20 protein-coding genes are annotated in these 24,806 nt (G+C 43.6%); 12 read left to right on the forward strand and 8 right to left on the reverse strand.

Annotation, left to right across the window (positions count from 1 at the left end):
* The first annotated feature begins 62 nt into the window (after positions 1-62).
* From Q9G97_RS08575 to Q9G97_RS08585, 3 genes are all read left to right on the forward strand, one after another.
* Positions 63-1,331: a putative DNA modification/repair radical SAM protein gene (locus tag Q9G97_RS08575; RefSeq protein WP_201569479.1), complete on the forward strand. Its 1,269-nt coding sequence runs from the start codon at positions 63-65 to the stop codon at positions 1,329-1,331.
* Between the two features lie 60 nt (positions 1,332-1,391).
* Positions 1,392-2,264 carry a TIGR03915 family putative DNA repair protein gene (locus Q9G97_RS08580; protein WP_305898460.1) on the forward strand — a complete coding sequence of 291 codons (873 nt, stop codon included), beginning with the start codon at positions 1,392-1,394 and terminating at the stop codon, positions 2,262-2,264.
* Between the two features lie 114 nt (positions 2,265-2,378).
* Positions 2,379-3,710, forward strand: coding sequence for a glycosyltransferase (locus Q9G97_RS08585; protein ID WP_305898461.1), 1,332 nt, complete (start codon positions 2,379-2,381; stop codon positions 3,708-3,710).
* A gap of 120 nt (positions 3,711-3,830) precedes the next feature.
* Here the strand turns inward: Q9G97_RS08585 and Q9G97_RS08590 are convergent, their stop codons facing one another.
* Both Q9G97_RS08590 and Q9G97_RS08595 read right to left on the reverse strand, forming a co-directional pair.
* Positions 3,831-4,508: a cupin domain-containing protein gene (locus Q9G97_RS08590; protein ID WP_305898462.1), complete on the reverse strand. Its 678-nt coding sequence runs from the start codon at positions 4,506-4,508 to the stop codon at positions 3,831-3,833.
* Positions 4,486-5,223 carry a gamma-glutamyl-gamma-aminobutyrate hydrolase family protein gene (locus Q9G97_RS08595; RefSeq protein ID WP_305898463.1) on the reverse strand — a complete coding sequence of 246 codons (738 nt, stop codon included), beginning with the start codon at positions 5,221-5,223 and terminating at the stop codon, positions 4,486-4,488. Before Q9G97_RS08595 ends, Q9G97_RS08590 begins: the two co-directional genes overlap by 23 nt.
* 330 nt (positions 5,224-5,553) lie before the next feature.
* Here Q9G97_RS08595 and Q9G97_RS08600 point away from each other — a divergent pair, with 330 nt between their 5' ends.
* The 6 genes from Q9G97_RS08600 (at position 5,554) to Q9G97_RS08625 (ending at position 13,488) form a co-directional block, all read left to right on the forward strand.
* Positions 5,554-6,897 carry a glutamine synthetase family protein gene (locus Q9G97_RS08600; RefSeq protein WP_305898464.1) on the forward strand — a complete coding sequence of 448 codons (1,344 nt, stop codon included), beginning with the start codon at positions 5,554-5,556 and terminating at the stop codon, positions 6,895-6,897.
* Between the two features lies 1 nt (position 6,898).
* Complete coding sequence (locus tag Q9G97_RS08605) at positions 6,899-8,248, forward strand: FAD-binding oxidoreductase (RefSeq protein WP_305898465.1); 1,350 nt, start codon at positions 6,899-6,901, stop codon at positions 8,246-8,248.
* 143 nt (positions 8,249-8,391) lie between these two features.
* On the forward strand, positions 8,392-9,885 hold the full coding sequence (locus Q9G97_RS08610; RefSeq protein WP_305898466.1) for a Na+/H+ antiporter NhaC family protein: 1,494 nt from the start codon (positions 8,392-8,394) through the stop codon (positions 9,883-9,885).
* A gap of 104 nt (positions 9,886-9,989) precedes the next feature.
* On the forward strand, positions 9,990-10,862 hold the full coding sequence (gene aguB, locus Q9G97_RS08615) for an N-carbamoylputrescine amidase (RefSeq protein WP_305900310.1): 873 nt from the start codon (positions 9,990-9,992) through the stop codon (positions 10,860-10,862).
* Positions 10,863-10,919: 57 nt separating this feature from the next.
* Positions 10,920-12,026, forward strand: coding sequence for an agmatine deiminase (gene aguA / locus Q9G97_RS08620; RefSeq protein ID WP_305898467.1), 1,107 nt, complete (start codon positions 10,920-10,922; stop codon positions 12,024-12,026).
* Between the two features lie 88 nt (positions 12,027-12,114).
* Positions 12,115-13,488 (forward strand): NAD-dependent succinate-semialdehyde dehydrogenase, encoded by a 1,374-nt coding sequence (locus Q9G97_RS08625; RefSeq protein ID WP_305898468.1) that lies wholly within the window; start codon positions 12,115-12,117, stop codon positions 13,486-13,488.
* A gap of 88 nt (positions 13,489-13,576) precedes the next feature.
* On the opposite strand, the gene Q9G97_RS08630 is transcribed toward Q9G97_RS08625, so the two are convergent.
* From Q9G97_RS08630 to Q9G97_RS08640, 3 genes are all read right to left on the reverse strand, one after another.
* The gene (locus tag Q9G97_RS08630) at positions 13,577-15,019 is read right to left on the reverse strand and encodes an APC family permease (protein ID WP_305898469.1); all 1,443 of its coding nucleotides are present in this window, start codon (positions 15,017-15,019) and stop codon (positions 13,577-13,579) included.
* A gap of 371 nt (positions 15,020-15,390) precedes the next feature.
* Positions 15,391-16,662 (reverse strand): 4-aminobutyrate--2-oxoglutarate transaminase, encoded by a 1,272-nt coding sequence (gene gabT / locus Q9G97_RS08635; protein ID WP_305898470.1) that lies wholly within the window; start codon positions 16,660-16,662, stop codon positions 15,391-15,393.
* Positions 16,663-16,729: 67 nt separating this feature from the next.
* A complete protein-coding gene (locus Q9G97_RS08640; RefSeq protein WP_305898471.1) occupies positions 16,730-18,208 on the reverse strand; it encodes an NAD-dependent succinate-semialdehyde dehydrogenase in 1,479 nt (492 codons plus the stop codon).
* Between the two features lie 255 nt (positions 18,209-18,463).
* Here Q9G97_RS08640 and Q9G97_RS08645 point away from each other — a divergent pair, with 255 nt between their 5' ends.
* Positions 18,464-19,234, forward strand: coding sequence for an IclR family transcriptional regulator (locus tag Q9G97_RS08645; protein ID WP_305898472.1), 771 nt, complete (start codon positions 18,464-18,466; stop codon positions 19,232-19,234).
* 58 nt (positions 19,235-19,292) lie between these two features.
* Here Q9G97_RS08645 and Q9G97_RS08650 read toward each other — a convergent pair whose 3' ends face one another.
* Together Q9G97_RS08650 and Q9G97_RS08655 are read right to left on the reverse strand one after the other, a co-directional pair.
* Entirely contained in the window at positions 19,293-20,537 is a 1,245-nt protein-coding gene (locus Q9G97_RS08650) for a CaiB/BaiF CoA-transferase family protein (RefSeq protein WP_305898473.1), read from the reverse strand.
* Positions 20,538-20,738: 201 nt separating this feature from the next.
* Complete coding sequence (locus tag Q9G97_RS08655; RefSeq protein WP_305898474.1) at positions 20,739-21,941, reverse strand: acyl-CoA dehydrogenase; 1,203 nt, start codon at positions 21,939-21,941, stop codon at positions 20,739-20,741.
* Positions 21,942-22,164: 223 nt separating this feature from the next.
* On the opposite strand from Q9G97_RS08655, the gene Q9G97_RS08660 reads away from it, so the two are divergent.
* Together Q9G97_RS08660 and Q9G97_RS08665 are read left to right on the forward strand one after the other, a co-directional pair.
* Positions 22,165-22,980, forward strand: coding sequence for an IclR family transcriptional regulator (locus Q9G97_RS08660; RefSeq protein ID WP_305898475.1), 816 nt, complete (start codon positions 22,165-22,167; stop codon positions 22,978-22,980).
* A gap of 113 nt (positions 22,981-23,093) precedes the next feature.
* Positions 23,094-24,002, forward strand: a complete 909-nt coding sequence (locus tag Q9G97_RS08665) for a hypothetical protein (protein ID WP_305898476.1) — start codon at positions 23,094-23,096, stop codon at positions 24,000-24,002.
* A 30-nt stretch (positions 24,003-24,032) separates the two neighbouring features.
* Here the strand turns inward: Q9G97_RS08665 and Q9G97_RS08670 are convergent, their stop codons facing one another.
* Positions 24,033-24,761 (reverse strand): ubiquinone/menaquinone biosynthesis methyltransferase, encoded by a 729-nt coding sequence (locus tag Q9G97_RS08670; protein ID WP_305898477.1) that lies wholly within the window; start codon positions 24,759-24,761, stop codon positions 24,033-24,035.
* Positions 24,762-24,806: the final 45 nt, after the last annotated feature.

Here is a 24,806-nt window from a genome sequence, read left to right on the forward strand (position 1 = left end):
AGTGACTTACACTGTATTTTGTTAAAATAGCCCTCTATTAATGGCTTGGTAACTATTTACTTATGGCAACGATTAATTATGATAGATTACAAGGTAAGCTCAATATTTTAGCCGATGCGGCAAAGTATGATGTCTCTTGCTCCTCCTCCGCTGGTACCCGCAAAAATCAGGGCGGTGGCCTTGGTGATGCCTCAGCTACTGGTATTTGCCATAGCTATACCGAAGACGGTCGCTGTGTCAGCTTACTCAAAATCCTACTGACCAATCACTGTATCTACGACTGTGCATATTGCACTTCGCGTAAAAGTAACGACACCCCGCGTGCCGCTTTTAGCGTCGAAGAAGTGGTTGATTTAACTATGCAGTTTTATCGTCGTAACTATATCGAAGGCTTATTCTTAAGCTCAGGTATCTTTAAAAGTGGCGATTATACGATGGAGCGTTTGGTTGAGGTGGCAAAGATACTACGCACCCGCGAGCGCTTTAACGGCTATATTCATCTAAAAACTATTCCAGGCGCGTCAAAAGAGCTGCTATTAGAAGCGGGTCTTTATGCTGATCGTTTAAGTGTCAATATTGAAATCCCTACTATATCTGGTCTAGCGCTGCTCGCACCAGAGAAGTCACATGACGAGTTAAAAGCGCCCATGGAAACGGTCAAGACGGAAATCATTACTATCCGTGAGAGCCGTAAAACCCATAAAAAAGCGCCCAAATTCGTGCCAGCAGGTCAGACCAGTCAGATGATCGTCGGCGCGAGTAACGAGACGGATTTGCAAGTGATTCAGCTCTCGAGTCACTTTTATAAAGAGTATGATCTCAAGCGTGTCTATTACTCAGGTTACGTGCCGATGTTATCGGATAGTCGCCTGCCAGCAATTGGTACGCCTGTGCCGATGATTCGCGAAAACCGTCTCTATCAAGCGGATTGGCTCATGCGCTTTTATGGCTTTGGCGCGCATGAGATCGTTGAGCCAGACTCGCCATTTTTGGATTTAGATTGCGATCCTAAGCTAGCTTGGGCGATACGTCATCGCGAGCACTTCCCTGTTAATATTCAGACCGCCTCCTATGAGATGATTGTACGTATTCCTGGTATTGGTACTAAGACGGCAAGAAAGATTGTCAAGGCGCGTAAGTTCAATCAGTTAACGCTATATCATCTAAAGAAAATGGGTGCTGCGGTTAATCGTGCGAAGTACTTTATTGCGACCACAGGCAAGAATGAGCATCTCTCACATTTGACTCGTGATAACTTTCGTCAATATGTGCTCGCGCAAACTCAAACGAAGTTTAAAGATCAACGTAGTGGGCAGTTAGCGTTATTCTAGACGATAGTTTGTATTTATATTCTTATTAAGAAAAGCCTTTAAATTATTTTAGGATAACCTATGACTCAGCTCGCTTTAAAAGACGATTTTGCAGTCGGTCATCTAACACCAAGTATCTTATTATACGAGCCAAGCTTTGAAGGGTGGCTCAGTGCGGTTTATCAAGTATATGAGCGTAAAATGCAGCATGATGAGTCGTTGCAATTAATTGCCGAGAATCGCTATATACCATCTTTGATTAGTGGCGCAACTAGTGTGATTACCGATGATGAGCAAGCGCAGCGGGTACTAAAAAAGCTGAATAAGCTATTAGGGCGCTCAGGCATGCGCCAAATACTTTGGGGCTTTTTGTCGGAGAAACCTAACATTGGCACGACATTATTTCATATCGTCAAATACGCCATTTACTATCCTAAGCGAAATATTCTAGAAGATTTAGGTCATTTGGATGTGTTAGAACTGGCGCAAACGGTCAAATCTGTACATCGTGAAAAGCATCGCATGGAGGCCTTTGTACGCTTTGAGCATACCACTGACGATATTTACTTTGCGCGTGTAGAGCCTGACTTTAATGTGCTGCCTATTATCGGTGAGCATTTTCGTCAGCGCTATCAGGATCAGCATTGGGCGATATATGACTTAGTTCGTGGCTATGGTATCTACTATGATAAATCTGGCAGTACGCCATCGCGACCTGCTGAGCTACAAACTATTACTGATCTTGATGATGCGGTACTACGTAATCCTACCAGCATTCATAGTCCTGATGAGCAGCGTTATCAAAGGTTTTGGCAGGGGTACTTTACTAATGTCAATATTAAAGAGCGCAAAAATACACGCCTGCATAAGCAGCATATGCCGCAGCGCTATTGGAAGTACCTTAGCGAAAAGCAAATCCTACCTAATGCTGAGTACCTACAAAAGAAACGTTAACATTTATGAGCTATTATCTTATTAAATTTTTAGCTAATTCATCTCTAAGGTTGAGTTTTTTACGTTTCTGACTGACAATAGCACCTTAACCTCGTTGATGTGTATATCTTCTTTATGATAGTGATGCGCCTGTTATCCTCCCTAAAACATGATGAGTCCGAACGGGGCATCTTTCATCTTGGCCGTGCTTTGGTCAAAAAAGATCATACGTCAATTATCATCTCCAGCGCGGATAATGATAATGAGCTGGTTAAGCGCTTGGAGCGTGAGGGTAACCTGTATCATCAGCTGTATATGAATAAAAAGTCATGGGCCGCGTTATTACAGATTATTCCTTTACGTCATCTTATTGAAAAATACAATCCTGATGTGATTCATGTGCATTCGCGTACACCCGCTTGGATCTTGCATTTAGCACTACGCCGCGCACGCGTCAAACGTCTGCCCAAGATAGTCTCGACGATGTATGGGTTTTATCCGATTAATAAATACTCACAAGCCCTACTCGATGTCGACACAATTATTACTGTCTCTGATAGTGTGACTAATTACCTAACCAAGGGCTTGCGCCGTGAAGAGATGGGTCGCAAAGTCATCAAGCGTATTTATCGCGGTGTCGACACCCGCCGTTACCCTTATCGACATAATCCATCAGTGTATTGGCTAAGGCGTACCTTTGCAGAATTCCCTGAGCTTGAGCATAAAAAGTGGCTCGTATTTCCAACCGTTATCGGCAATGAATACGGTCAAGAGTGGCTGATCGACATCTTGGGCAATTTGCAAGAGCAGTTCCCCCTGATTCATGCAATTATTATGGATGAGGATTATAGAGAAGGCGATGTAGCACATGAGGACTTTCGCCAACGTATGAATGCGCTTGGATTAGGTGAGCGGGTGACGTATGTCGGCAGCAAGCGTAATGATATGCGCGAATGGCTATCAGCGGCCAATATCGTTATGGCACTAGCCAATCAGCCTGAGTCCATCGGTATTAATGCTCTGCAAGCTATTCACTTAGGCACGCCCGTTGTCGGCTGGGATCAAGCCGCTTTTAGTGAAATTTTGCAGCCACTATATCCGCAAGGGTTAGTCAAAAAATACAATGCACAAGCACTATGTAAAGCGGTTAGAAACCAATTAGAAGGCGTGACCCGTCCTGAGATGACAAATCAATTTACCATGCGTGAGATGATTGATGAGACCATAAAAGTTTATCAAAAATTGTATGAAGAAGCGCTAAGTGAAGAGCAGGCCCGTCTGGACGCTTATACGACAAGCAAAATTAAAAAGCATCTTAAAGCCGCTGCTAAACCCTTTAGTAAAGTGTCAGATCATTTTATTAGTAATGAAGATATCAGACCCAATGACAAGCTCAAAGGCGATGCTAAGGTATCACTTGTAAAACAAAAAGCTGTCAAAAAAGCATTAAATCGAGACCTGAAATAAGTTCTATTTATATCTCTTTTGGCATCGATTTATTAAAGTAAGTTTATCCAGAAGTATGTACTATTAAAAAAGCCTAACGTTTAACGCTAGGCTTTTTTAATAGTACATACTTCTGAGAAGTTAGAATGTTGCTGGTGAATGGGCGCTAACGATACGGGTAATGCCGTTGCTAGGGTTTAAAAAGGTATGCGGATGACTGGTGTTAATAACATAGCTGTCGCCCTCGTTTAATAAGTAAGTCACCTCATTAATACGAATCAAAATCTTACCTTCGATCACCGTGCCAATCTCCTCGCCTTCATGAGATATTCGATCCTCAGTTGAACTATTGGGCTGATACTCTTCAATCAAAAATCCTAAATTCTTGGTAGGACTGCCATTAAAAACCTGCTTGATTGAAACCTGACTATTAGGCTCACTGATCTCAATCAAATCTTTAGGGGTCACGACCACTCTTGCCTTGCGCTCCTGCCACTCATCACTAAAAAAGGTGCTAAGATCAGAGTCCAATACCGTCAAGATCGCCTTTAGGGTGTTGATCGCTGGGCTCACTTTATTGCGTTCTATAGCACTTATCGAGGTATTAGTGACGCCAGCTAGCCGTGCTAATTTCCTTTGCGAAAATCCTTTCGTCAGCCGTAGCTGATTTATCTTTTGGCCAATGTCTTCTTCTATTTGCTCATCTAGCTGTTGCTCGTTTAGCTGATTTTGATACGAATCAGCTAACATCTGCTCTTTAACCGACGCTGACTTAGGCTCATCGGCTTGAGAAACATTAGGAGTGTTTTTGACTGGCATAGTGAATAAATTCCGTAAACAAAAATTTGGATAAGTCATCTTTCGCATAATTTAGCTCAGGATGCCATTGTACACCAATCATAAACGGATGTTTCATTAAGCTGATAGCCTCAACCAATCCATCACGTGCCAGCGCTTCTACGAACAATCCTTTGCCGACCTCATTAATGGCCTGTTTGTGCAAAGAATTTACATGCCACTCGTCGCCAAAAGTAGCCAATCTACCATCAGGTTGAATAAGCACGTCATGAACAGGCTGATATTGCACCTCTAATGGCGCAGTACTGTCCTCTAGATGCGGCTCATAAAATCCTTCAACCTCACGCCAATCAGGATGTAGAGTTCCGTCAAAATAGACATTCATCTCTTGTAGTCCTCGGCACACTGCTAATAGAGGCATACCTGATCGCTCAGCAGAAGCCAATAACTTAAAGCTAAGCGCATCACGATTCACGTCCTGCTTTTCTTCACTATGCGACGCACCATAACGCATGGGCGCGACATTGCTATAGCTGCCTGTCAATAAAATACCATCTACTACTGTCATCAGCGCCTCAAGGTTCACGCTCTCAGCAGCAGTATAGGGTAGTAATATCGGGTTGCCACCATAGTGCTGTACGGCATCGATATACTTTTGATACACCGCTTGTGCTGGCTGACCATCGACCATTTTATGACAAGATACGATGGCGATTATAGGTCTGATAATAAGCATATTTTATTTTCCTAAATAAGGTTGGCTAAAGTCTAATTTCTATTTAAGTAAAATTTAGCACAGTATTCTTACAAATGTAAACTATAAGTTTCATTATAGTTAATAATCCTAATCAATGAATAATATAAATTACTTTTTCATGATTTAAAATAAACATTGACAACTATAAATTTCATATCTATATTAAAGGACATCACTAACAGTAAGTAAGATATTGACAGTAGAAGCCCACGATTAGGTCGTTATATCCAAGCACTCTAAGTCGTTAATACCATAGATAAAAAATGCTAAACAACCCTGAGAAGCTCTAAAATAATAGGAATAGTAGACATGACAGCAGCCAATGGAATGGTCGAATCTGCAAACAATACTGAGTACGTATATATTGCAGCAGGTGATATCAACGGTTTACTACGCGGCAAACGCATCCCGTTTGATCAGATGGACAAGGCTCAAAATGGCGGCGTACGCTTGCCTTTATCTATTTTAGGCGTTGATATTTGGGGCGCGGATGTCATTGAATCCTCACAATGCAATGGTGACATTGATGCTCTTGTCCGTCCTACTGGACGCGCCGCTTTTAAGTTGTTAAATACCAGTGCCCCATCATCGCTTCTACCAGTCTGGTTATATACCGAAGACGATGAACCTTACTATGGTGACGCCAGACACGTATTGGACTTTATCAGTAAAAAATTCAAAGCACTTGGTTTGACACCAGTTATGGCAACTGAGCTTGAGTTTTATTTGGTGGATTATGTGGAGGGAGAAACTCCTAAACCGCCTATTCGTCCAAAAAGTGGCCTTAGATTAAACAAAACCTCTATTTTAAGTATCACCGATTTGCTACAGTTCGATGAGTTTTTAGATGGCGTTTACACAGAATGTAAAAAACTAGATATCCCTGCTGATGCCGCTTTGGCAGAAAACGGCTGTGGTCAGTTTGAGATTAATCTGTTGCATGTCGATGATCCGCTTAAAGCGGCAGATGACGCTATTTTATTTAAGCAAGTGGTCAAGTCTGTAGCGACGCGTCACGGATTGACGGCAACCTTTATGGCAAAGCCGTTTGGCTTACAGTCCGGCAACGGCTTTCATGTGCACTGTAGTTTGCTCGATAAAGATGGCAATAACATCTTTGATGATGGTAGCGATGCAGGTTCTGATACCTTACGTCACGCAGTCGCCGGATTGCTCAAGACTATGGCAGATTGCACGCTATTATTTGCACCTCATGTCAACTCTTATCGCCGCTTCACTCCAGGCACGCTTGCTCCTAATAACATCTCATGGGGCTATGAGAACCGTACGGCAGCGGTACGTATCCCTGGTGGCGATACCAAAGCACGCCGTATCGAGCACCGTGTATCTGGGGCAGACGCCAACCCTTATCTGGTCTGTAGCGCGGTATTAGCCGGTATGCTCTACGGTATAGAAAACAAACTCGAAGCACCTGAGCCGATCAATAGCATCACTTATGATGATACCGATCTAAAAACTTTACCTTTAGACTGGCTGTCGGCAATTCGAGAGTTTGAAAATAGCGATGTGATTAATGAGTTATTCCCAAATGAGATGATCGAGCTGTTAATTGCCGTCAAAAAGCAAGAAGCCAAACGTTTTGCTCAGCAAGTTACTAATCTTGAATATCGTACTTATTTACAGGATGTCTAATATGTCAAATACCACTTTACCTAACGACGCGTCGGCCAATAACAACCGCCGCAATATTCCTCATTATTCAGATAAGGGACAGTATCCTGACAGTTACTATGCGGCTAGTCGCAATCCTAAGCCTGATAGACCAACATTAAAAAACGATATTCAGGCTGAAATCTGTGTAGTTGGTGGTGGCTATAGCGGGTTATCAGCTGGGCTACACCTTATAGAGACCGGTCACGAAGTCGTCATTTTAGAAGGTGCACAGATTGGTTGGGGCGCCTCAGGGCGCAATGGCGGGCAGATCGTCAATGGCCTAAATGCCAGCTTGCAAAAAATCAAAAAGTCTTATGGTCAACAAAACGCTGATTTTGTCAGTCAACTGGTCACGCGCGGCGGCAAGATTATGCGCCGATTTATCCGTGATTACGATATTAAGTGTGACCTAAAAGAGAAAAATATATTTGCCGCTTTTAATACCAGCCAGCTAAAGGATCTGCAAGACACCCACAACTTGTGGGAGAGCTATGGTATGCATGAGCGCGAAATGTTAGATAAAGACAGCATCCAGCAGTACATCAATACCGATGCCTATATTGGCGGCATCATTGATCACTCAGGTGGGCACATTCATCCATTAAACCTAGCGCTTGGCGAGGCGACTGCTATTGAGCAAGGTGGCGGCACTATTTATGAAAACACGCTTGTCGTTGATATCGAATACGCGGATGACTCTATCAAAGTTATTACCGAATTTGGCACGGTCACCTGTAAGCAAGCGGTACTATGTGGCAATGCATATTTGAACAAAGTGATCCCTAAGCTTACCGATCGGGTCATGCCCGTCTCTACCCAAATTATCGCCACTGAACCATTGGGTGATCTAGCGGATGAGCTAATTCCATCGGATGTTTGTGTTGAGGATGTACGCTATATCCTAGATTACTATCGTCTGTCAGCGGACAAGCGTATGCTGTTTGGTGGTGGCTCTGTGTACGGTGGCCAAGATCCTGCCGATATCGCTAATAAAATCAAACCCAACATGTATAAAATATTCCCGCAGCTGCGCGACTTCAAAGTCGACTATGCTTGGAGCGGCAACTTTGCCTTATCTTTTTCGCGCGTGCCGCAGTTAGGTAAGTTACATGAGCGAGTTTATTTTGCGCATGGCTATAGCGGGCATGGTGTGACAGGCTCTCATCTGTTTGGACAGATATTGGCTGACGCTATCAATGGTAAAAAGGATGAGTTTGACGCTTTTGCGCTGATTCCATGGATACCTTTTCCTGGTGGGCGCGCCTTGAGAGTACCGTATTCGGTAATGGGCTCATGGTGGTATTCGCTGAAGGACAGTACTGGTATGTAACTATAGTCTGATATCGAGAGCTATACTAAATAAGTCGTTTATTTTTATGCCATGGTTGTTGATAGGGCTGCCATGATCGCATTTTAAGATTAAGAACAGGACTGTTCTATTAAAAATAACGAAGTCTTACAGGGAATGTATCTATGAATATGAAACTCAATGATGCGGTCGAACACCAGTATCAAAACAAGCGTATGTTTATGACCTTGGCAGCGGGGATTATCATATATCTCGTTTTTGCTTGGATGTCATTTAATCATGACGAGGCAGAATCTTGGGGTGCATTGTCTTTGCTGCCAACACTATTGGTGTTGGTCACTGCTATCGTCTCTAGGCGTCCCTTTGAATCGATGATAGCAGGTTGTATCGCTGGCCTCGTCATGCTTAATCCTTTCGATTTAGTTTCCCCCTTTGCAGATAATATATCGATAGTATTAGGTAATGAGACGATCATTTGGATCGTCTTGGTTTGCGGACTAATGGGTGGTCTTATTCAGCTGCTTGAGATCAGTGGCTGTTTGGATGGCTTTAGTGAATGGCTACAGAAAATTATCAAATCACGCAGGCAGTCGTTATTAGCGACTTTTGCATTAGGAGTCGTGGTTTTTATCGATGACTATCTAAATTGCTTAGCAGTATCAACCTCAGTCAAAAAACTCACGGACGTCTATCAGGTATCACGCGAGAAGCTGGCTTATATTGTTGATTCAACCGCAGCACCGATGTGTATTATTGTACCTATCTCTACGTGGGCGGTATATTTTTCTGGTTTATTAGAAGAAAATGGTGTAGCAGGAGACGGTGAGGGATTGGGTCTTTATATCAGTGCTATTCCTTATATGGCCTACGCTTGGTTTGCTCTACTGATCGTATTTTTGGTCGCTTACGGTATCTTAGGTGATTGGGGTCCGATGAAAAAAGCAGAGGCACGCGCTAAAGCAGGTAATCCTGTACCGGAAGAATTCGTTGAGGAGCAGCTTGTCTCTAACGTGCAGGCCAAACGTAAATTATCCTTTAAAGCCAACATCGCCAATTTCGCTTTTCCTATGATTCTGCTTATCGCTTCAACAGTTTATTTTGAGGTTGATCTATTACGTGGTGCATTATTCACCTGTTTTGTCACGGTTATTATCTACTGGATACAGGGTATCTTAAGTTTTAATACTCAAGTTGAAGCCATTTTTAAAGGCTTTAAGGTTATGCTTTATCCTCTCTCAACCGTTATTGGTGGCTTTTTCTTAAAAGAAGTCAATGATAGTCTTGGTATGACGACTTATGTTATCGATGCTATTACGCCTTATATGACTATCATTATCTTTCCTGCCGTTATCTTTGTCGTTATGGCGTTTTTGACTTTTGCCACCTCATCGAGCTGGGGTCTGTATGTTCTTGCGATGCCAATTGTATTCCCAATCTCATTAGCACTTGGTGTCAGTACGCCCTTGATGATCGGTGCACTTCTATCTGCATCATCGTTTGGTAGTCATGCTTGCTTCTTTAGTGATTCGTCGTTATTAGCAGCACAAGGTGCGGGTTGTTCACCGATGCAACATGCCTTTACCCAGTTCCCTTATGCAATGCTTGGCGCAGGACTAGCGGCTGTTAGCTTCTTAGGTATGGGTTTTGCAATGGCTTGATATTACTATCAATCTCTGATTTTGGGTAGTTGCTAGCTAGTAGCTACCCATGTTTATCTGATTCATTGACGCCTTTTGTCAAAATTGTTTATAAAAGGATTTATATTATGCGTAACGTTACCGTCGCTACGACCCAAATGACTTGTGGTTGGGATATTCAGCAAAACATCGATACTGCAACTGAGCTGGTCACCCAAGCGGCCAAAGCTGGTGCCAATATTATTTTACTGCAAGAGCTGTTTGAGACGCCTTATTTTTGCCAAGTACATGACTTTGACTACTTCAAGCTGGCCACTTCAGTTGAAGATAATGCCGCTATCACTCACTTTAAAAAACTAGCGAAAGAGTTAGAAGTGGTACTACCCATTAGTTTTTATGAAAAGTCAGGTAATGCTTTTTTTAATAGCGTCACTATCATTGACGCAGATGGCAAAATATTAGGCACTTATCGTAAAACGCATATACCAGATGGTATTCCTTATGCTGAAAAGTTTTACTTCACTCCAGGCGATACAGGCTTTAAAGTTTGGAATACTAAGTACGCCAAGATCGGTGTCGGTGTCTGCTGGGATCAATGGTTCCCTGAATGCGCGCGTAGCATGGCGCTCATGGGTGCTGAGCTATTGTTTTATCCAACCGCTATTGGTGATGAACCAACATTGAATGTCGAATCAAAAGATCATTGGCAGCGCTGTATGCAAGGACACGCAGCGGCAAATCTGATGCCCGTTATTGCCTCTAATCGGATTGGTACTGAGACGATTACGCAAAATGGGACTGATAGCGTTATGACATTTTACGGCAGCTCTTTCATTACTGATGGTCGCGGCAAGATGATCAAAGAGGCCTCAAAGGATAAGCAAGAAATTATTAGTGCTACTTTTGATTTGAATAAGCTAGCAAGTGATCGTCAGCATTGGGGTGTCTTTCGTGATCGCCGTCCATCGATGTATGGCACTTTGTTGACTCATGGCTAAACTGTCATTAATTTACTAAATCACTATCTAATGTAATACTGATAAAAGGACAAGCCTATGTCTAACCTCATTCAAAACTCAACACCTAAACATGATGGCTTTTATATGCCAGCAGAATATGCGCCTATAGATAAGGTGTGGATGGTATGGCCTTATCGAACGGATAACTGGCGCCAGCAGGCTACTCCAGCGCAAGCCGCTTATGCAGCCGTTGCCACAGCCATCAAGCAGTTCTGTAACGTTAGCATTCTGGTGGATGCTGATAATCTACAGAGTTGCCAAGATCAACTGCCAAATGATATTGAAGTCATGGCAATGCCAAGCAACGATGCGTGGGCGCGTGATACTGTGCCTACCTTTTTAATAAATGATTATGGCGAGCTGCGCGCTTGTGATTGGACGTTTAATGCTTGGGGCGGCGATTATGATGGCCTGTACTCCCCTTGGGATGATGATGACAAGCTTGCTGAGCGCTTATGTGAGCAGTTGGCTATCAAGCGCTACCGTACTGAGGGCTTTGTGATGGAGGGCGGCGCGTTTCATGTCGATGGTGAGGGTACGGTACTCACTACACGTATGTGCCTACTTAGCCCTGGACGTAATCCACACTTAAATGAGCACCAAATCGAAGATAAGCTCAAAGATTATCTCAATGTCGAAAAGGTACTATGGATTGACGATGGTATCGATCCTGATGAAACTACCGGTCATATCGATGATTTAGCCTGTTTTGTCCGTCCAGGCGAGGTAGTCTGCTTATTTACTGAAGACTCTAGTCATCCGTTCTATGCGGCTACTCAACAAGCCTACGCACAGCTGTGTGCCATGACCGATGCCAAAGGTAGACGTCTAAAAGTTCATAAACTTTGCTGTACTAAAAACCCAGTAACTTTGCCTGATGACCACGATATTGTATCCTCTGATGATGCCAAACCACGGCTTAGCGATGATGTCTGTATCGCCTCTTACGCCAATTTTTTGATTTGTAACGAGGGTGTTATCGTACCGCAATACGATGATATCAATGACAGTTTAGCTATTGAACAACTTGAAAAGATCTTTCCTCATCATCAAGTAGTAGGTGTACGCACAAAAGAGATTGTATTTGGCGGTGGTAATATTCACTGCATTACACAGCAGCAGCCAACGACAGGTGCAAAATAGACGCAAAATAAACACATAGTGATAACGTGTTATTTTATGCTCTATCTTTAAATAAAAACCAAAAACGGACTTTAACCCAAGGAATTTTATGAGCGATTATCAAGTTAACAACCCAGCTACTGGCGAGCTTGAAGCTACCTATCCAGCTGCCAATGACAGTGACATCCAACATGCGATCAAAAGTGCGGATGATGCCTATCAAGACTGGCGTCATGTCTCGCTAAATGAACGCAGTGCATTGATGCATAAAGTCGCTGATATTTATATTGAGCGTCAAGATGAGCTAGCACAAATTGTAGCAACAGAGATGGGCAAACCTGTCGCGCAAGCTAAAGGTGAAATCGGCCTAGTCGCTGACATTTACCGCTACTATGCCGATAACGCAGAGCAGCTATTAGCGACTAGTAAAATTGAGGTTGATACAGGCTCAGCGTCGGTAGAAAAACATCCCGTCGGTGCACTACTCGGTATCATGCCGTGGAACTATCCGCATTATCAGGTTGCACGTTTTGTCGCACCAAACGTTATGGCGGGTAATACTATTATCCTCAAGCACGCGCCGCAATGCCCTAAGACTGCTGAAGTTATCGTCGATATCCTCAAGGATGCCGGCCTACCTAAAGGCGTTTATAACAATATCTTTGCCACTAACGAGCAAGCTGCAACTATTATCCAAGATAAGCGGGTTCAAGGTATTTCATTAACAGGCTCTGAACGTGCTGGTGCAGCGGTTGCCAAAGAAGCTGGCGGCGCCCTCAAAAAAGTCGTGTTAGAGCTTGGTGGTTCTGATGCCTTTATCGTGGCAGCAGATGCTGATATCGCGCAAGCGGTTCAAAACGCTATTGTCGGTCGCTTTGGCAATACAGGACAAGCTTGTAATGCAGCTAAACGTCTTATAGTAGTAGAAGAGGTGTACGAGCCGTTTGTAAAAGGCTTCACCGATGCGGTACGCGGTATTTCAGCGGCTGACCCTATGCAAGAAGATACTTTTATCGGTCCTATGTCTTCAATGAGTGCTGCTAAGAACTTACAAAAGCAGCTAGATAGCGCTATTCAAGACGGTGCAACGGTACTGGTTGAAGGCGGTATGACTAAAGACAAAGCTGGTGCTTGGTTTGCACCTGCCGTCCTCGCTGACGTCGATAGCTCTATGAATGTCTATAGCGAAGAGCTATTTGGTCCGGTTGCTGTCATCTATAAAGCGCGCGATATCGCTCATGCAATTGAGATTGCTAATGACGTGCCTTTTGGTCTAGGCGCTTCTATTCAAACTCAAGATGCCGATCTTGCTGCTGATATCGCTGATAAGCTTGAGGTAGGTATGGTCACTATCAATGCCCCTTCTGGTTCTGAAGCTAATACACCATTTGGCGGTGTTAAGCGTTCAGGATTTGGTCGCGAGTTAGGTACCCTCGGTATCACTGAGTTCTTAAACTATAAACTCATTCGTGATAAGTCTTAATCGATAGACTTAGCTCAAGAAAAGGGCCTAACTATAAAAGTTAGGCCTTTTTCTTGAGCTATTTTAGAACAAAACAGTGACTTATAAGTTATCTTTTAGGAGGATTATCTTTTAGCCAAAGCTGGTTAACGATTTTCAGCTCACGTAATTCTTCAGCCATGATAGATTCACTGATGCCAGGGTATTTGATTCTTGCATAGCTATACAAAGCAATACCAAGTAATGTCCACCCTATAAAGATCCACCACTCAACACCAATAAGTGCTGAAGGCATGCCTGGCATATACAAGGTCAATAAGCCAAAGCTGAGAATAATAGTGACTACACCGACAAGCTTACCTGCTGGTATTTTAAAGGGACGTACCATATCAGGCTCGCGATAACGCAACACCAGAAACGAGATCGCCACGCATGTATAGGCAATCACAATACCAAAACCGCCGGCATCAACAATCCAAACCAACATCTTACGACCAAATAACGGCGCAAGTGTAGCAAGGCCACCTATCAATAAAATAGCATTCACAGGGGTGTTGTACTTTGGATGCAGCTTACCTAAAAATGCTGGTAACATCCGTGCCTTAGACATCGCGTAAAGCAGACGACTACCACCAATTAAGAACGCATTCCAGCTCGATAAAATACCGAGTACACCACCAATGACCAGTAAAATTCCTGCCCATTTACCACTCCAGGCGTTGGTCATCGCATCAGCCGTTGCCAATGTCGAGTTCTCTGCTTGTATTAATGGTAGCGTAGTGCCAACACTCCAAGCCACAGCAACATACCATAATACCGCGATGACGATTGAGATAATCAAAAACTTACCGATATTAGGACGAGTAAGATCGATCTCTTCTGCGGCTTGTGGAATAACGTCAAACCCTACAAACATAAAGGGCACCATCACGATAACCGCCATTACGCCAGCTGCACCACCAATAAACGCAGGTGCTTGTACTGCCGTTGAATTGGCAGGGTTATACAATATAGCACCAACAAATAGCAGTATACCAACGAACAAAATACCAACGACTGCGGTTTTTTGGAACCAAGCGCTGACCTCCATGCCACGAATATTTAGCCAAGTGACAACCACTGAGCCAAGCATCCCTACACCGACCCAAGTGGCGTAAACATCCCAACCAGCGATAGTCCATAAATAGCCTTGGTTATAGTTGGGAATAAAGTATTCAACCACCGTCGGTAATGCAACAGCTTCAAAAGCTACTACAGAGAAGTAACCAAATAGAATACTCCATGAGCAAATAAAGGAGACGTTGACCCCTAACGCTCGATGCGTATAAGTATGTTCACCCCCAGTAATAGGCATTGACGCTGCCAACTCAGCATAAGTCACCCCAATTAGGATCACTGCCATGCCCCCTAATAAAAATGCTAACATCGCACCCCAAGTTCCAGCAGCAATAATCCAACCCCCTGCCAAAACGACCCAACCCCAACCAACCATCGCTCCAAATGCTAAGGCGATAATATCAAACACCCCTAGCGATTTTTTTAATCCAGACATAACCTACTCCTTGTCTTAGTGTCATCCTTGATAGATCAAACATTTGACCGCCTTAGCTGCTCAACTAACAGCTACTAAGTAAGCTATTCGTTAATCAATCAAACCTGTGTTACTAATCCTAATCTTTATTATTTATCAGTGTTTTTAATTTATCTAAACGCTACCGATGAAGTAATGCTACAAACAACAACGGCGTCTTGTCGTGCAAGGCGCCGTTGTGTTACTCAGACCGATATTAAACGTAAGGTCATAAGCGCTAAGCAGTGCCTTGCTTAAGATTTGAATTATCAAATCTTATTACTTATACATCAGGGCTTATAAATTAGGGCTTATAAATTAGGGCTTATAAACAGCCGCTTATAAACGACTACTTATGCAGCGGTTAATATAGTCTTGATGATATCAAGACCTTCTTGTAGTACCTTGTCTTCGACAGTGAGCGGTACCATGACGCGGATGGCATTGCCATGCATACCACACGACGCTAGTAATAGCCCATGCTCAAAAGCTTTGGCTTTTAAATGAGCAGTCGCGGCGGCATCTGGGTTGCCTTCGCTATCGATTATCTCAAACGCTAGCATCGCGCCTTTGTGACGGATATGACCAATACTGCTCAAGCTCATATCTTTTAGGAATTTTTCAATTTTGTCGCCAATCTCGATACTACGCGCAAGCAGGTTCTCTTCCTCAATCACTTCCATCACGGCTAAAGCGGCGACACAAGCTAGTGGATTACCCGAATAAGTACCGCCAAGACCACCTGTTTTCGGCGCATCCATAATATCGGCGCGACCGATAACAGCTGAGATCGGATAACCACCCGCTAGGCTTTTGGCGCACGTCATCAAATCAGGCTCAACGCCTAATTGCTCAGTGGCAAATAATGTACCGGTTCTAGCAAAGCCACACTGCACTTCATCAAATATCAATACGATGCCATGCTCGTCACAAATAGCACGTAGCGCTTTGGCAAATGAAGGCGTCACTTGATGAAAACCGCCTTCACCTTGTACAGGCTCAATGATCATCGCCGCCACTTCACTAGGATCGATAGACGCTTGAAAAATCATCTCAAGGCTATGCAATGCTTGTGCTTCAGTGACGTTTTGCTCTTCACAAGGAAATAGCGCATGAAAAATAGAGCCTGGCATAGGGCCAAAGTCTTTTTTGTACGGTATGACTTTACCAGTCAAGCCCATGCACATCAGCGTACGACCATGCCAGCCGCCAACAAAAGAGATAATACCAGGACGACCTGTTTTAGCACGGGCAATCTTGATGCAGTTTTCGACCGCTTCTGCGCCAGTGGTCAAAAATAATGCCTTTTTATCACCGTTAATCGGCGCTTTTTCGCACAGCTTTTCAGCCAGCTCAACATAGCATTCATAGTTGATCATTTGCGCTGCGGTGTGAGTAAACTTATCGAGCTGCTCATGGACGCGCTGAGTAATCTTAGGATGGCTATGGCCCGTATTCAGTACCGAGATACCACCAACAAAGTCGATATAGCGATTGCCTTCAACATCCCAAACTTCTGAGTTTTTGGCTTTTTCTGCAAAGATAGGAAACGCGATGCCAAGTCCAGTGGGTAGTACTGCTTTGCGGCGCTCAAGTAACGATTTATTGGTGGCTGTAGTCGTCATAAGAATGTCCTTTTCTGTATTTTAGATATAAAAGTTATGTGATTAGTGATTTATTTAACGAATAAAGCTAACTGATGTCTGAACACCAGTACTTAGTCACGACATATTCTTCTATGCCGTATTTTGAGCCTTCGCGGCCAAACCCTGACTGCTTAACGCCACCAAACGGAGCGACTTCAGTAGAAATCATACCCGTATTATGACCGACCATACCGTACTCTAAACCTTCAGTGACGCGCCATGCCCGCGCATAATCACTAGTATAAAAATAAGCGGCTAGGCCATAAATAGTATCGTTAGCGGCATGAATAACTTCTTCTTCGCTTGAGAAGGTAAATATCGGTGCGATAGGGCCAAATATCTCTTCACTTGCGATATCCATGTCGCTGCTAATATCGCTGATTACCGTCGGGTTATAACTGAGCGCTGAGGCATTATTAGTGCTGCCACCAGTGATTAAAGTGGCCCCTTTATCCAAAGCGTCTTTTAGTAATGCTTGTACTTTCTCTAGTGCTTTTTCATTAATTAAAGGACCGACGTTAACCCCTTCATCTAGCCCATTACCGACTTTTAGCTCAGCGACTTTTTTGATGAAGATGTCTAAGAATTTTTCTTTGATGCTGTCCTGTACATAGACACGGTTGGCACAAACACACGTCTGACCTGCATTGCGATACTTAGAAGCAATCAAGCCATCAGCAGCTTTGTCTAAATCGGCATCTTCAAAGACGATAAAAGGCGCGTTACCGCCCAGCTCTAGCGATAGCTTTTTGATCGTTGGCGCACACTGCGCCATTAAGGTACGACCGACTTCGGTAGACCCTGTAAAGGAGAGTTTATGGATACGCGCATCACCGGTTAGGATGTCGCCGATGACTGAAGACTTACCGGTAACCACTTGAATCACGCCAGCTGGAATACCCGCTTGCTCAGCTAAAGCGACTATAGCTAGTGCCGAAAACGGAGTTTCGGTAGCAGGCTTGATAATCATCGTACAACCTGCTGCCAGTGCCGGTGCCGCTTTACGAGTAATCATCGCTGCAGGAAAGTTCCAAGGAGTAATCGCCGCACAAACCCCAGCAGGCTGCTTTAGAATGACATAGCGCAGCTCTGCTTTGCTAGAAGGAATGACATCACCATAGACTCGTTTGCCTTCTTCAGCGAACCAACGAATAAAACTATTGGCATAACCAATCTCGCCGCGAGATTCGCTCAGAGGCTTACCTTGCTCAACGGTCATGATAATCGCTAGATCTTCGAGGTTAGCATCAATAAGATCAGCCCACTTCTGTAATAGTGTGCTACGCTCTTGCGCGGTTTTGGCCGTCCAGGCAACTTGAACCTCGTGAGAATAGCTCACCGCATCATTGACATCTTGGGTCGTCAGGCTTGGAACAGTACCAATGACATCGCCACTAAACGGATTGGTGACGTCAATAGTGGCAGCATCACTGGCCGCATACCAGCCATCTTTGATAAGGCACTGCTGCTTAAATAAGCTTGGATCAGATAAATTGAATGCTGTTGTTGCTGAGGTGTTTGACATCAAAACGCTCCTTGTCGTTAAGCTTTACTACAAGCTTATTGATTTTATTATTCGTTCGTTTATACAGAATATAAGCTATGATTCAATAAATGATTGATAACCAGTACTTTGTTCTATACTATACATTGTTCAATATGTTGAACACGTGTTCTATATATGAGACTCATTATAGGAACGATAGGCTGTACTTTGCAACCTTTATTATTAATAATATTATGATGACTTTGGTCGCCATTTTTAGGGCATAGGAAATATATGAGCACTACCGCCGTTCCCGCTTTGGACAAGACTTTTCAAATATTAGATTTGATTACTGATAGTGGTCAGCCGCTAACAGCTGCGCATATCGCTCGGCAATTAGACTTGCCTCGTAGCTCTACTCATAATATTTTACAAAGTTTGCTCGCCAAACATGTGATCTACAAAGACGCTGATAGTCGCTTTCATTTGGGCTCCTATCTATTATATTGGGCCGGTAAATATGAGCAGCAGCAAGGTGTTATACAGTTATTCAAAGACTTAATTATCCAGTATCCTGTATTACTACAGCATACGGTGACTTTATCCAAGCTTGACTTGGGTGAGGTGGTGTTTTTGGCCTGTCATGAAGCTCCTGCCTCTTTAGGATTTACTTTCCGTGCTGGCGTACGAGTGCCTGCGGTGTTTTCGGCTACGGGTAAAGCTATGCTCTCTACCCTATCTATGCAGACTATTGAGTCTATATATGAAAGCAAGTTTCCTTCGCCCATCACCCAAAATGGTGTAGATAGCTTTGTCAAATTATCTGCTGAGCTTAGCACTATTAACGGTAGTCGTATCTCGCTCGACGATGGACAGCTACGCGATGGCATGTATTGCTTAGGCACTTATATCCGCAATGCTTCAGGCAATGCTACTATAGGGATGGCAGTCAGCTTTTTGCAAGCAGAGTACGAGTCCAAACGAGCTGAGGTCAGTGCCGCTCTCATTGAGCTGGCTGAACAGATAGAGCAGCGTCTGGGCTTTCATGCCGCGCACTCAGCATAACTGGATAATGTTACGCCTAAACACTCCCTTAATTAGCAAGACTGTAAAGGAGTAACTACTAAACAATACCATCCGCTATAAGCTTAGCAATCATCTCGCTGTCATAGCCAAGTGATGCCAGCGTACTATCGGTATGCTCACTCAATCGTGGTGGCGGCGTACGATAACTGACGGGCGATGCTGATAGCTTAATCGGATTTCCTAATGCTCGCACTGGACTACCTTGTGCAGCAAAATCTACAACCATCTCACGCGCCTGCGCTTGTGGCATAGCCAAGGCTTCAGCGACATTATGAATAGCACCCGCAGGGACACCTGCTTGTGATAATGTCCGTAACCAATACGCCCGAGGCTGCTGAGCAAACTTTTTACTTAACCATTCACACAGTAGTTTGCGATGCTTTACTCGTGCTGGATTAGTAGCAAAACGCTCATCCCGCTGCCAACTAACCTCTAATATTGCGCATAGCTTAGCGAACTGGCTGTCGTTGCCACAAGCTAGGATAAAGTGCTGATCGCCCTCGCCTGCGAACACTTGATAAGGGACAATATTAGGATGCTGATTGCCAAGTCTGGGCGGTACTTCACCAGATGCTAAATGATTCATACCGACATTAGCTAGCATCGCCAGCGCACTATCGAGCAGTGCCACATCGACATGCTGTCCACGCCCGCTATGTTGCCGTGCTATCAAGGCAGCTTGAATACCTATCGTCAGCTGCAAACCTGCAAATAAGTCAACGACGGCGACCCCAACTTTGTGCGGTTCACCAGCGCTCGGTCCAGTAATACTCATCAATCCTGATAGCCCTTGGATAATATAATCATAACCGGGCAGCTTAGCATCAGGGCCAGTTTGCCCAAAACCAGTCAAAGATGCATATATCAAGCGTGGATGGTCTTGCTTAAGACTGGCGTAATCCAAACCATATTTCTTTAGACCTCCAACCTTAAAGTTCTCTACCAAAATATCGCTATCGGCTATCAGCTGTTTAATAATATTTTGCCCAGCTGGCGTAGTGATATCCACAGTGAGTGATTTTTTATTGCGATTAATCGTCGCATAATACGCTGAAGTCTCATCACTAAAAGCAGGCGGTGCCCAATGTCGCGTCTCATCACCAATATGTGGACGCTCGACTTTTATGACTTCTGCGCCTAAATCCGCCAATACTTGAGTGCACGATGGCCCTGCTAATACTCTAGATAAATCTAAAACTTTGATACCGTGCAAAGCACCATTATCAATGTTGTTATTACTGGCACTATTATCACTATTGGCATTAACCGTATTTGTGGTCATAAAACCTCCTATATCTTAATAAGTCTTTGCGCACTTTTCTTCAGCGATTCATTATTTTTTACTTAAAAGCTGCTATTAATAATTGATAAGCGCTTTTGATAGATTTTTTGGTAATCAATAGCCAATAAAAAGCGTACGTTACTGGACGCTATACTAAGAGCTGAACAGTAGCGCACGCTTTTTATGATTAGCTAAGACGTCTTAATAAAACGCTTGGATACCCGTCTGAGCACGACCTAAGATAAGCGCATGAATATCATGAGTGCCCTCATAAGTGTTGACCGCTTCTAAGTTCATGACGTGACGGATGATATGAAACTCATCAGAGATACCATTACCACCATGCATGTCACGGGCGACACGGGCGATATCGAGCGCTTTGCCGCAGTTATTACGCTTAATCAGCGATATCATCTCAGGCGCTGCATTATGCTCATCCATCAGGCGGCCGACCCGTAGCGCCGCTTGCAAACCAAGAGTAATCTCCGTTTGCATATTGGCAAGCTTGAGCTGTATTAGCTGAGTCGCTGCTAGCGGACGACCAAATTGCTTACGATCTAAGGTATATTGACGTGCTGCTTTCCAGCAGAATTCTGCAGCCCCCATTGAGCCCCATGCAATGCCGTAGCGAGCTTTGTTTAAACAACCAAAAGGGCCTTTGAGTCCACGAATATCTGGAAAGGCATTAGCTTCAGGGACGAACACTTTGTCCATGACAATCTCGCCAGTCACCGAGGCACGTAGTGAAAACTTACCGCTAATTTTGGGTGCTGATAAGCCTTTCATGCCTTTTTCTAATATAAAGCCACGGATAATACCCTCATCATCCTTAGCCCAAACGACGAATACATCAGCGATAGGACTGTTGGTAATCCACATCTTTGTGCCAGTCATCTCATAACCGCCAGTGACTTTGCGTGCACGCGTTGACATAGAGGCAGGATCTGAGCCTGAGTCCGGCTCAGTCAAGCCAAAGCAGCCTACGTATTCGCCAGACGCTAATTTTGGCAAGAATTTTTCTCGTTGCTCCTCAGTGCCGTACTCATAGATAGGATGCATAACCAAGCTTGACTGCACACTCATCGCTGAGCGGTAGCCTGAGTCAACCGCTTCCACTTCTTTAGCCAGTAAACCATAAGCAACACTGGACATACCCGCGCAATCATAGCCCTCAATAGTCACACCAAGCAGACCCATCTCACCCATTTGACGCATGATATTACGATCGAAAACCTCATTGCGATTGGCCTCAACGATATTAGGCATCAGCTCTTTTTGAAAAAACTGGTGCGCGGTATCGGTGACCATACGCTCTTCATCCGTTAACTGATCGCGTAATAAAAACGGATCTTCCCAATCGAAACTTGGGCTGGTAGTAGTACGTAGGCTAGTAGGTTCTGTCATATCGTGCTCCTTGACGGGTTTGCGTAACATAGGTGTTGATAGGGGGTAAAACGCTATATTTATAATAGAACTGTGAATATGAGTATTAAGCGTTAGTTTACTTATCTTAAATTTGCTGCTTGCTTTATCAGTTCCACTATGCGAAACTTAGTTTCATATTATGAAACCATTTAAGCAGAATTATAGACTGCTGTAAACCCCTATCGCTAACTATGGCTATAAAATGATAAAAAACACGCTTTTATTAGAGAACATTAATAACCAGCTCATACACAGTAAAGAAGCTGAAGATCGGCGATTTATCACCGCGCTTGGCCGTGGTTTACTGTTGCTCTCTGCATTTGAGCATCAACCGCAAATAAGCCATCAACAGTTGTGTCAGATGACTGGGCTACCCAAAGCCACCGTTACGCGACTGATTTATACGTTGACTACCCTTGGATTCTTGCGTACCACTGCGCAGGGTCAATATCAGCTAGGCAGCAGTGCGGTTCGTTTAAGCGCTAGCGCTTGGAGTCAGCATGATTTGGTGGCATTTGCAGAGCCTCTATTGCGTCAGTTTGCGTTAGACAATGAAGTGTCAGTGAATTTAGCCACCGAGATTGAAGGAGAGATGCGTTATTTAGCCTGCTATCGTAGCCCTGCACGGCTATCGGTAAATCTGCAAGTGGGCTCCGCTGTCCCTATTGCTGATACCGCTATTGGTCGGGCATTTTATGCCGTAAGCTCATTGACTAGACAGAGTGTTATTGATGCTAATTTGCGAAATCGACTCAGTGAAGCGAATGCTCTTCAGGCAAGAGCGACTCTAGTAAAATCAGCGCAGTATCACCAAACTCACGGCTATACACTATCTGATGGCGAGTATTCAGCAGATATCTTAGCAGTAGCCGTTGGGGTATTTGATGTGACGACAGGACAGTATGGCTACTCGTTGAACGCTAGTGTGCCAAGAGCGAACTGGGATGCAAAGGAATATGCAGCAATGATAGTGCCTAAGTTGCAGACATTGGCTGAACAGATTGGGAATGGGATTTAAATAAAAGTAGCATAGCGATATCTATTCCATCAACTTTCCATGTAACTTTATTGAAATAATAAAGTATATGCGTATGATTAAATATAACTTCATTGATATTGGATAGCATAATCATGATTAGTTATAATAAACATCTAGCAGAATCGTCCTTATTCCTGAGCATAGGTTTAGCACTTGCGTTATCACTTAGCGGTTGTCAGCCCAGTAATAACCGTGACGCTACAGACAGCATTCAAACTGATAGTCCAACTCAGACTGATAATTCAGATGCCAGTACTGCTACTACTCCAGCGCCCATCGCCACGCAAATAGAGTTCCCGCACTATATTAAAGGCTGGCCTACTCTGCTTCATCCGATCTCGCCACTTAGCTTGACTGCTGAGCAGGATGAAAGTTTAAGTAGCACAAAATCTAGGGATAAATGGCAACCTACCATTTTTGCAGAAACGGAGCCTTATACCTATCAAACCTACATCAGTAATATCGTCTTTGAAGACCTCGCAACTGGCGTAGAAAAAAAGTTATTGGTTGACGATAGCTTTATTATCCGTAGTATCTTTATTCCTCATGTCACCAGAAAACGTATTTTAAAAATAAATTCAAATGATGATGCTATTGTGGACGCTAATATCGTGAAAGATATAGAGTCTGATAATGCTACAGACGAAGTTTATAGAACGCCGCGTTTTGAGACCGTAAACACTTTATTTAAGCATGCTATCTATCATATTAATGAGACGCCAAATCAAAAAGATGCCAAAGATAAAAATTTATTTAAACAGCAAGCGCTATATATGAGTGACGATAAAGGGGATAAGTTGCTCAAACTGCATCCTGATAATGAATTTATCCAAACCACCAAATGGCTACCTCAACTATCGCGTTATTATTTTATCACTCACTCAGACAGTGACGGTAATGGACTTATCGATGATAAAGATCAGACTCATAACTATCAAATTGATTTCTCTAAAAGCACGCCAGCGGTCAAAGGCTATGACTTTGAAAATAGCAGCGATTGAGCGTGTGTGCATATCATAGCAGTAGCTTGACTATAGTTTACGTGCCATATGAATAGCGACAATGCCAAAGCTTAAGCGCTCAAAATTGACCTCACCAAAGCCAATATCTTTCATCTCTTGCGCTAAGACTTCGGCACTAGGGAAGTCTTTTACGCCCTTAAGCAAGTACTGATAAGCTGAGCTGTCACCACCCGTTGCCAGCCAACCAATCAGTGGCATTACCACTGACATATATCCTAAATATAATTTATGAATCCAGTTAATAGGAATGTTAGAAGCTTCTAAAACGACTAGCCTACCCTCTGCTTTTAATACTCGATAAGCTTCTTGCAATGCCTTATGTCTATCACATATTTTCAATCCTAAAGAGATAGATACCACATCTTGGCTGGCGCTCTCAATCTGTATCATATTTTCAGCGTCTAAAGGCATAAATGAAGTGTTCGCACTGTAGTTAGTCATTTTCTCTTTAGCCTTATCCAGCATTTGCACACTTATATCTGAGACGATAATATGATGCAAGTTATCCGTAGCACTACTAAATTGCCGCTGTTGCAAAATTCGATAGACGATATCACCTGTACCTGAAGCCACATCTAATAGGTTTTGCCAAGGCGCGTTGCCAATGATATAGGCAACCCTACGCTTCCAAAACCTATGAATACCAAAACTAAATAAATCACAAAGGATATCGTAGCGATTGGCAATACGACCGAATACATCATCATCTTTTGGCGTGAAATCAGCAGAATTATTCATAATAAGTGGGTGTACCTAGAATAGAGAATAGTGTAAATAATAAAG

Origin of the sequence: Psychrobacter sp. M13 (genome assembly GCF_030718935.1) — a bacterium.
In the GTDB taxonomy this organism is placed as follows: Bacteria; Pseudomonadota; Gammaproteobacteria; order Pseudomonadales; family Moraxellaceae; genus Psychrobacter; species Psychrobacter immobilis_G.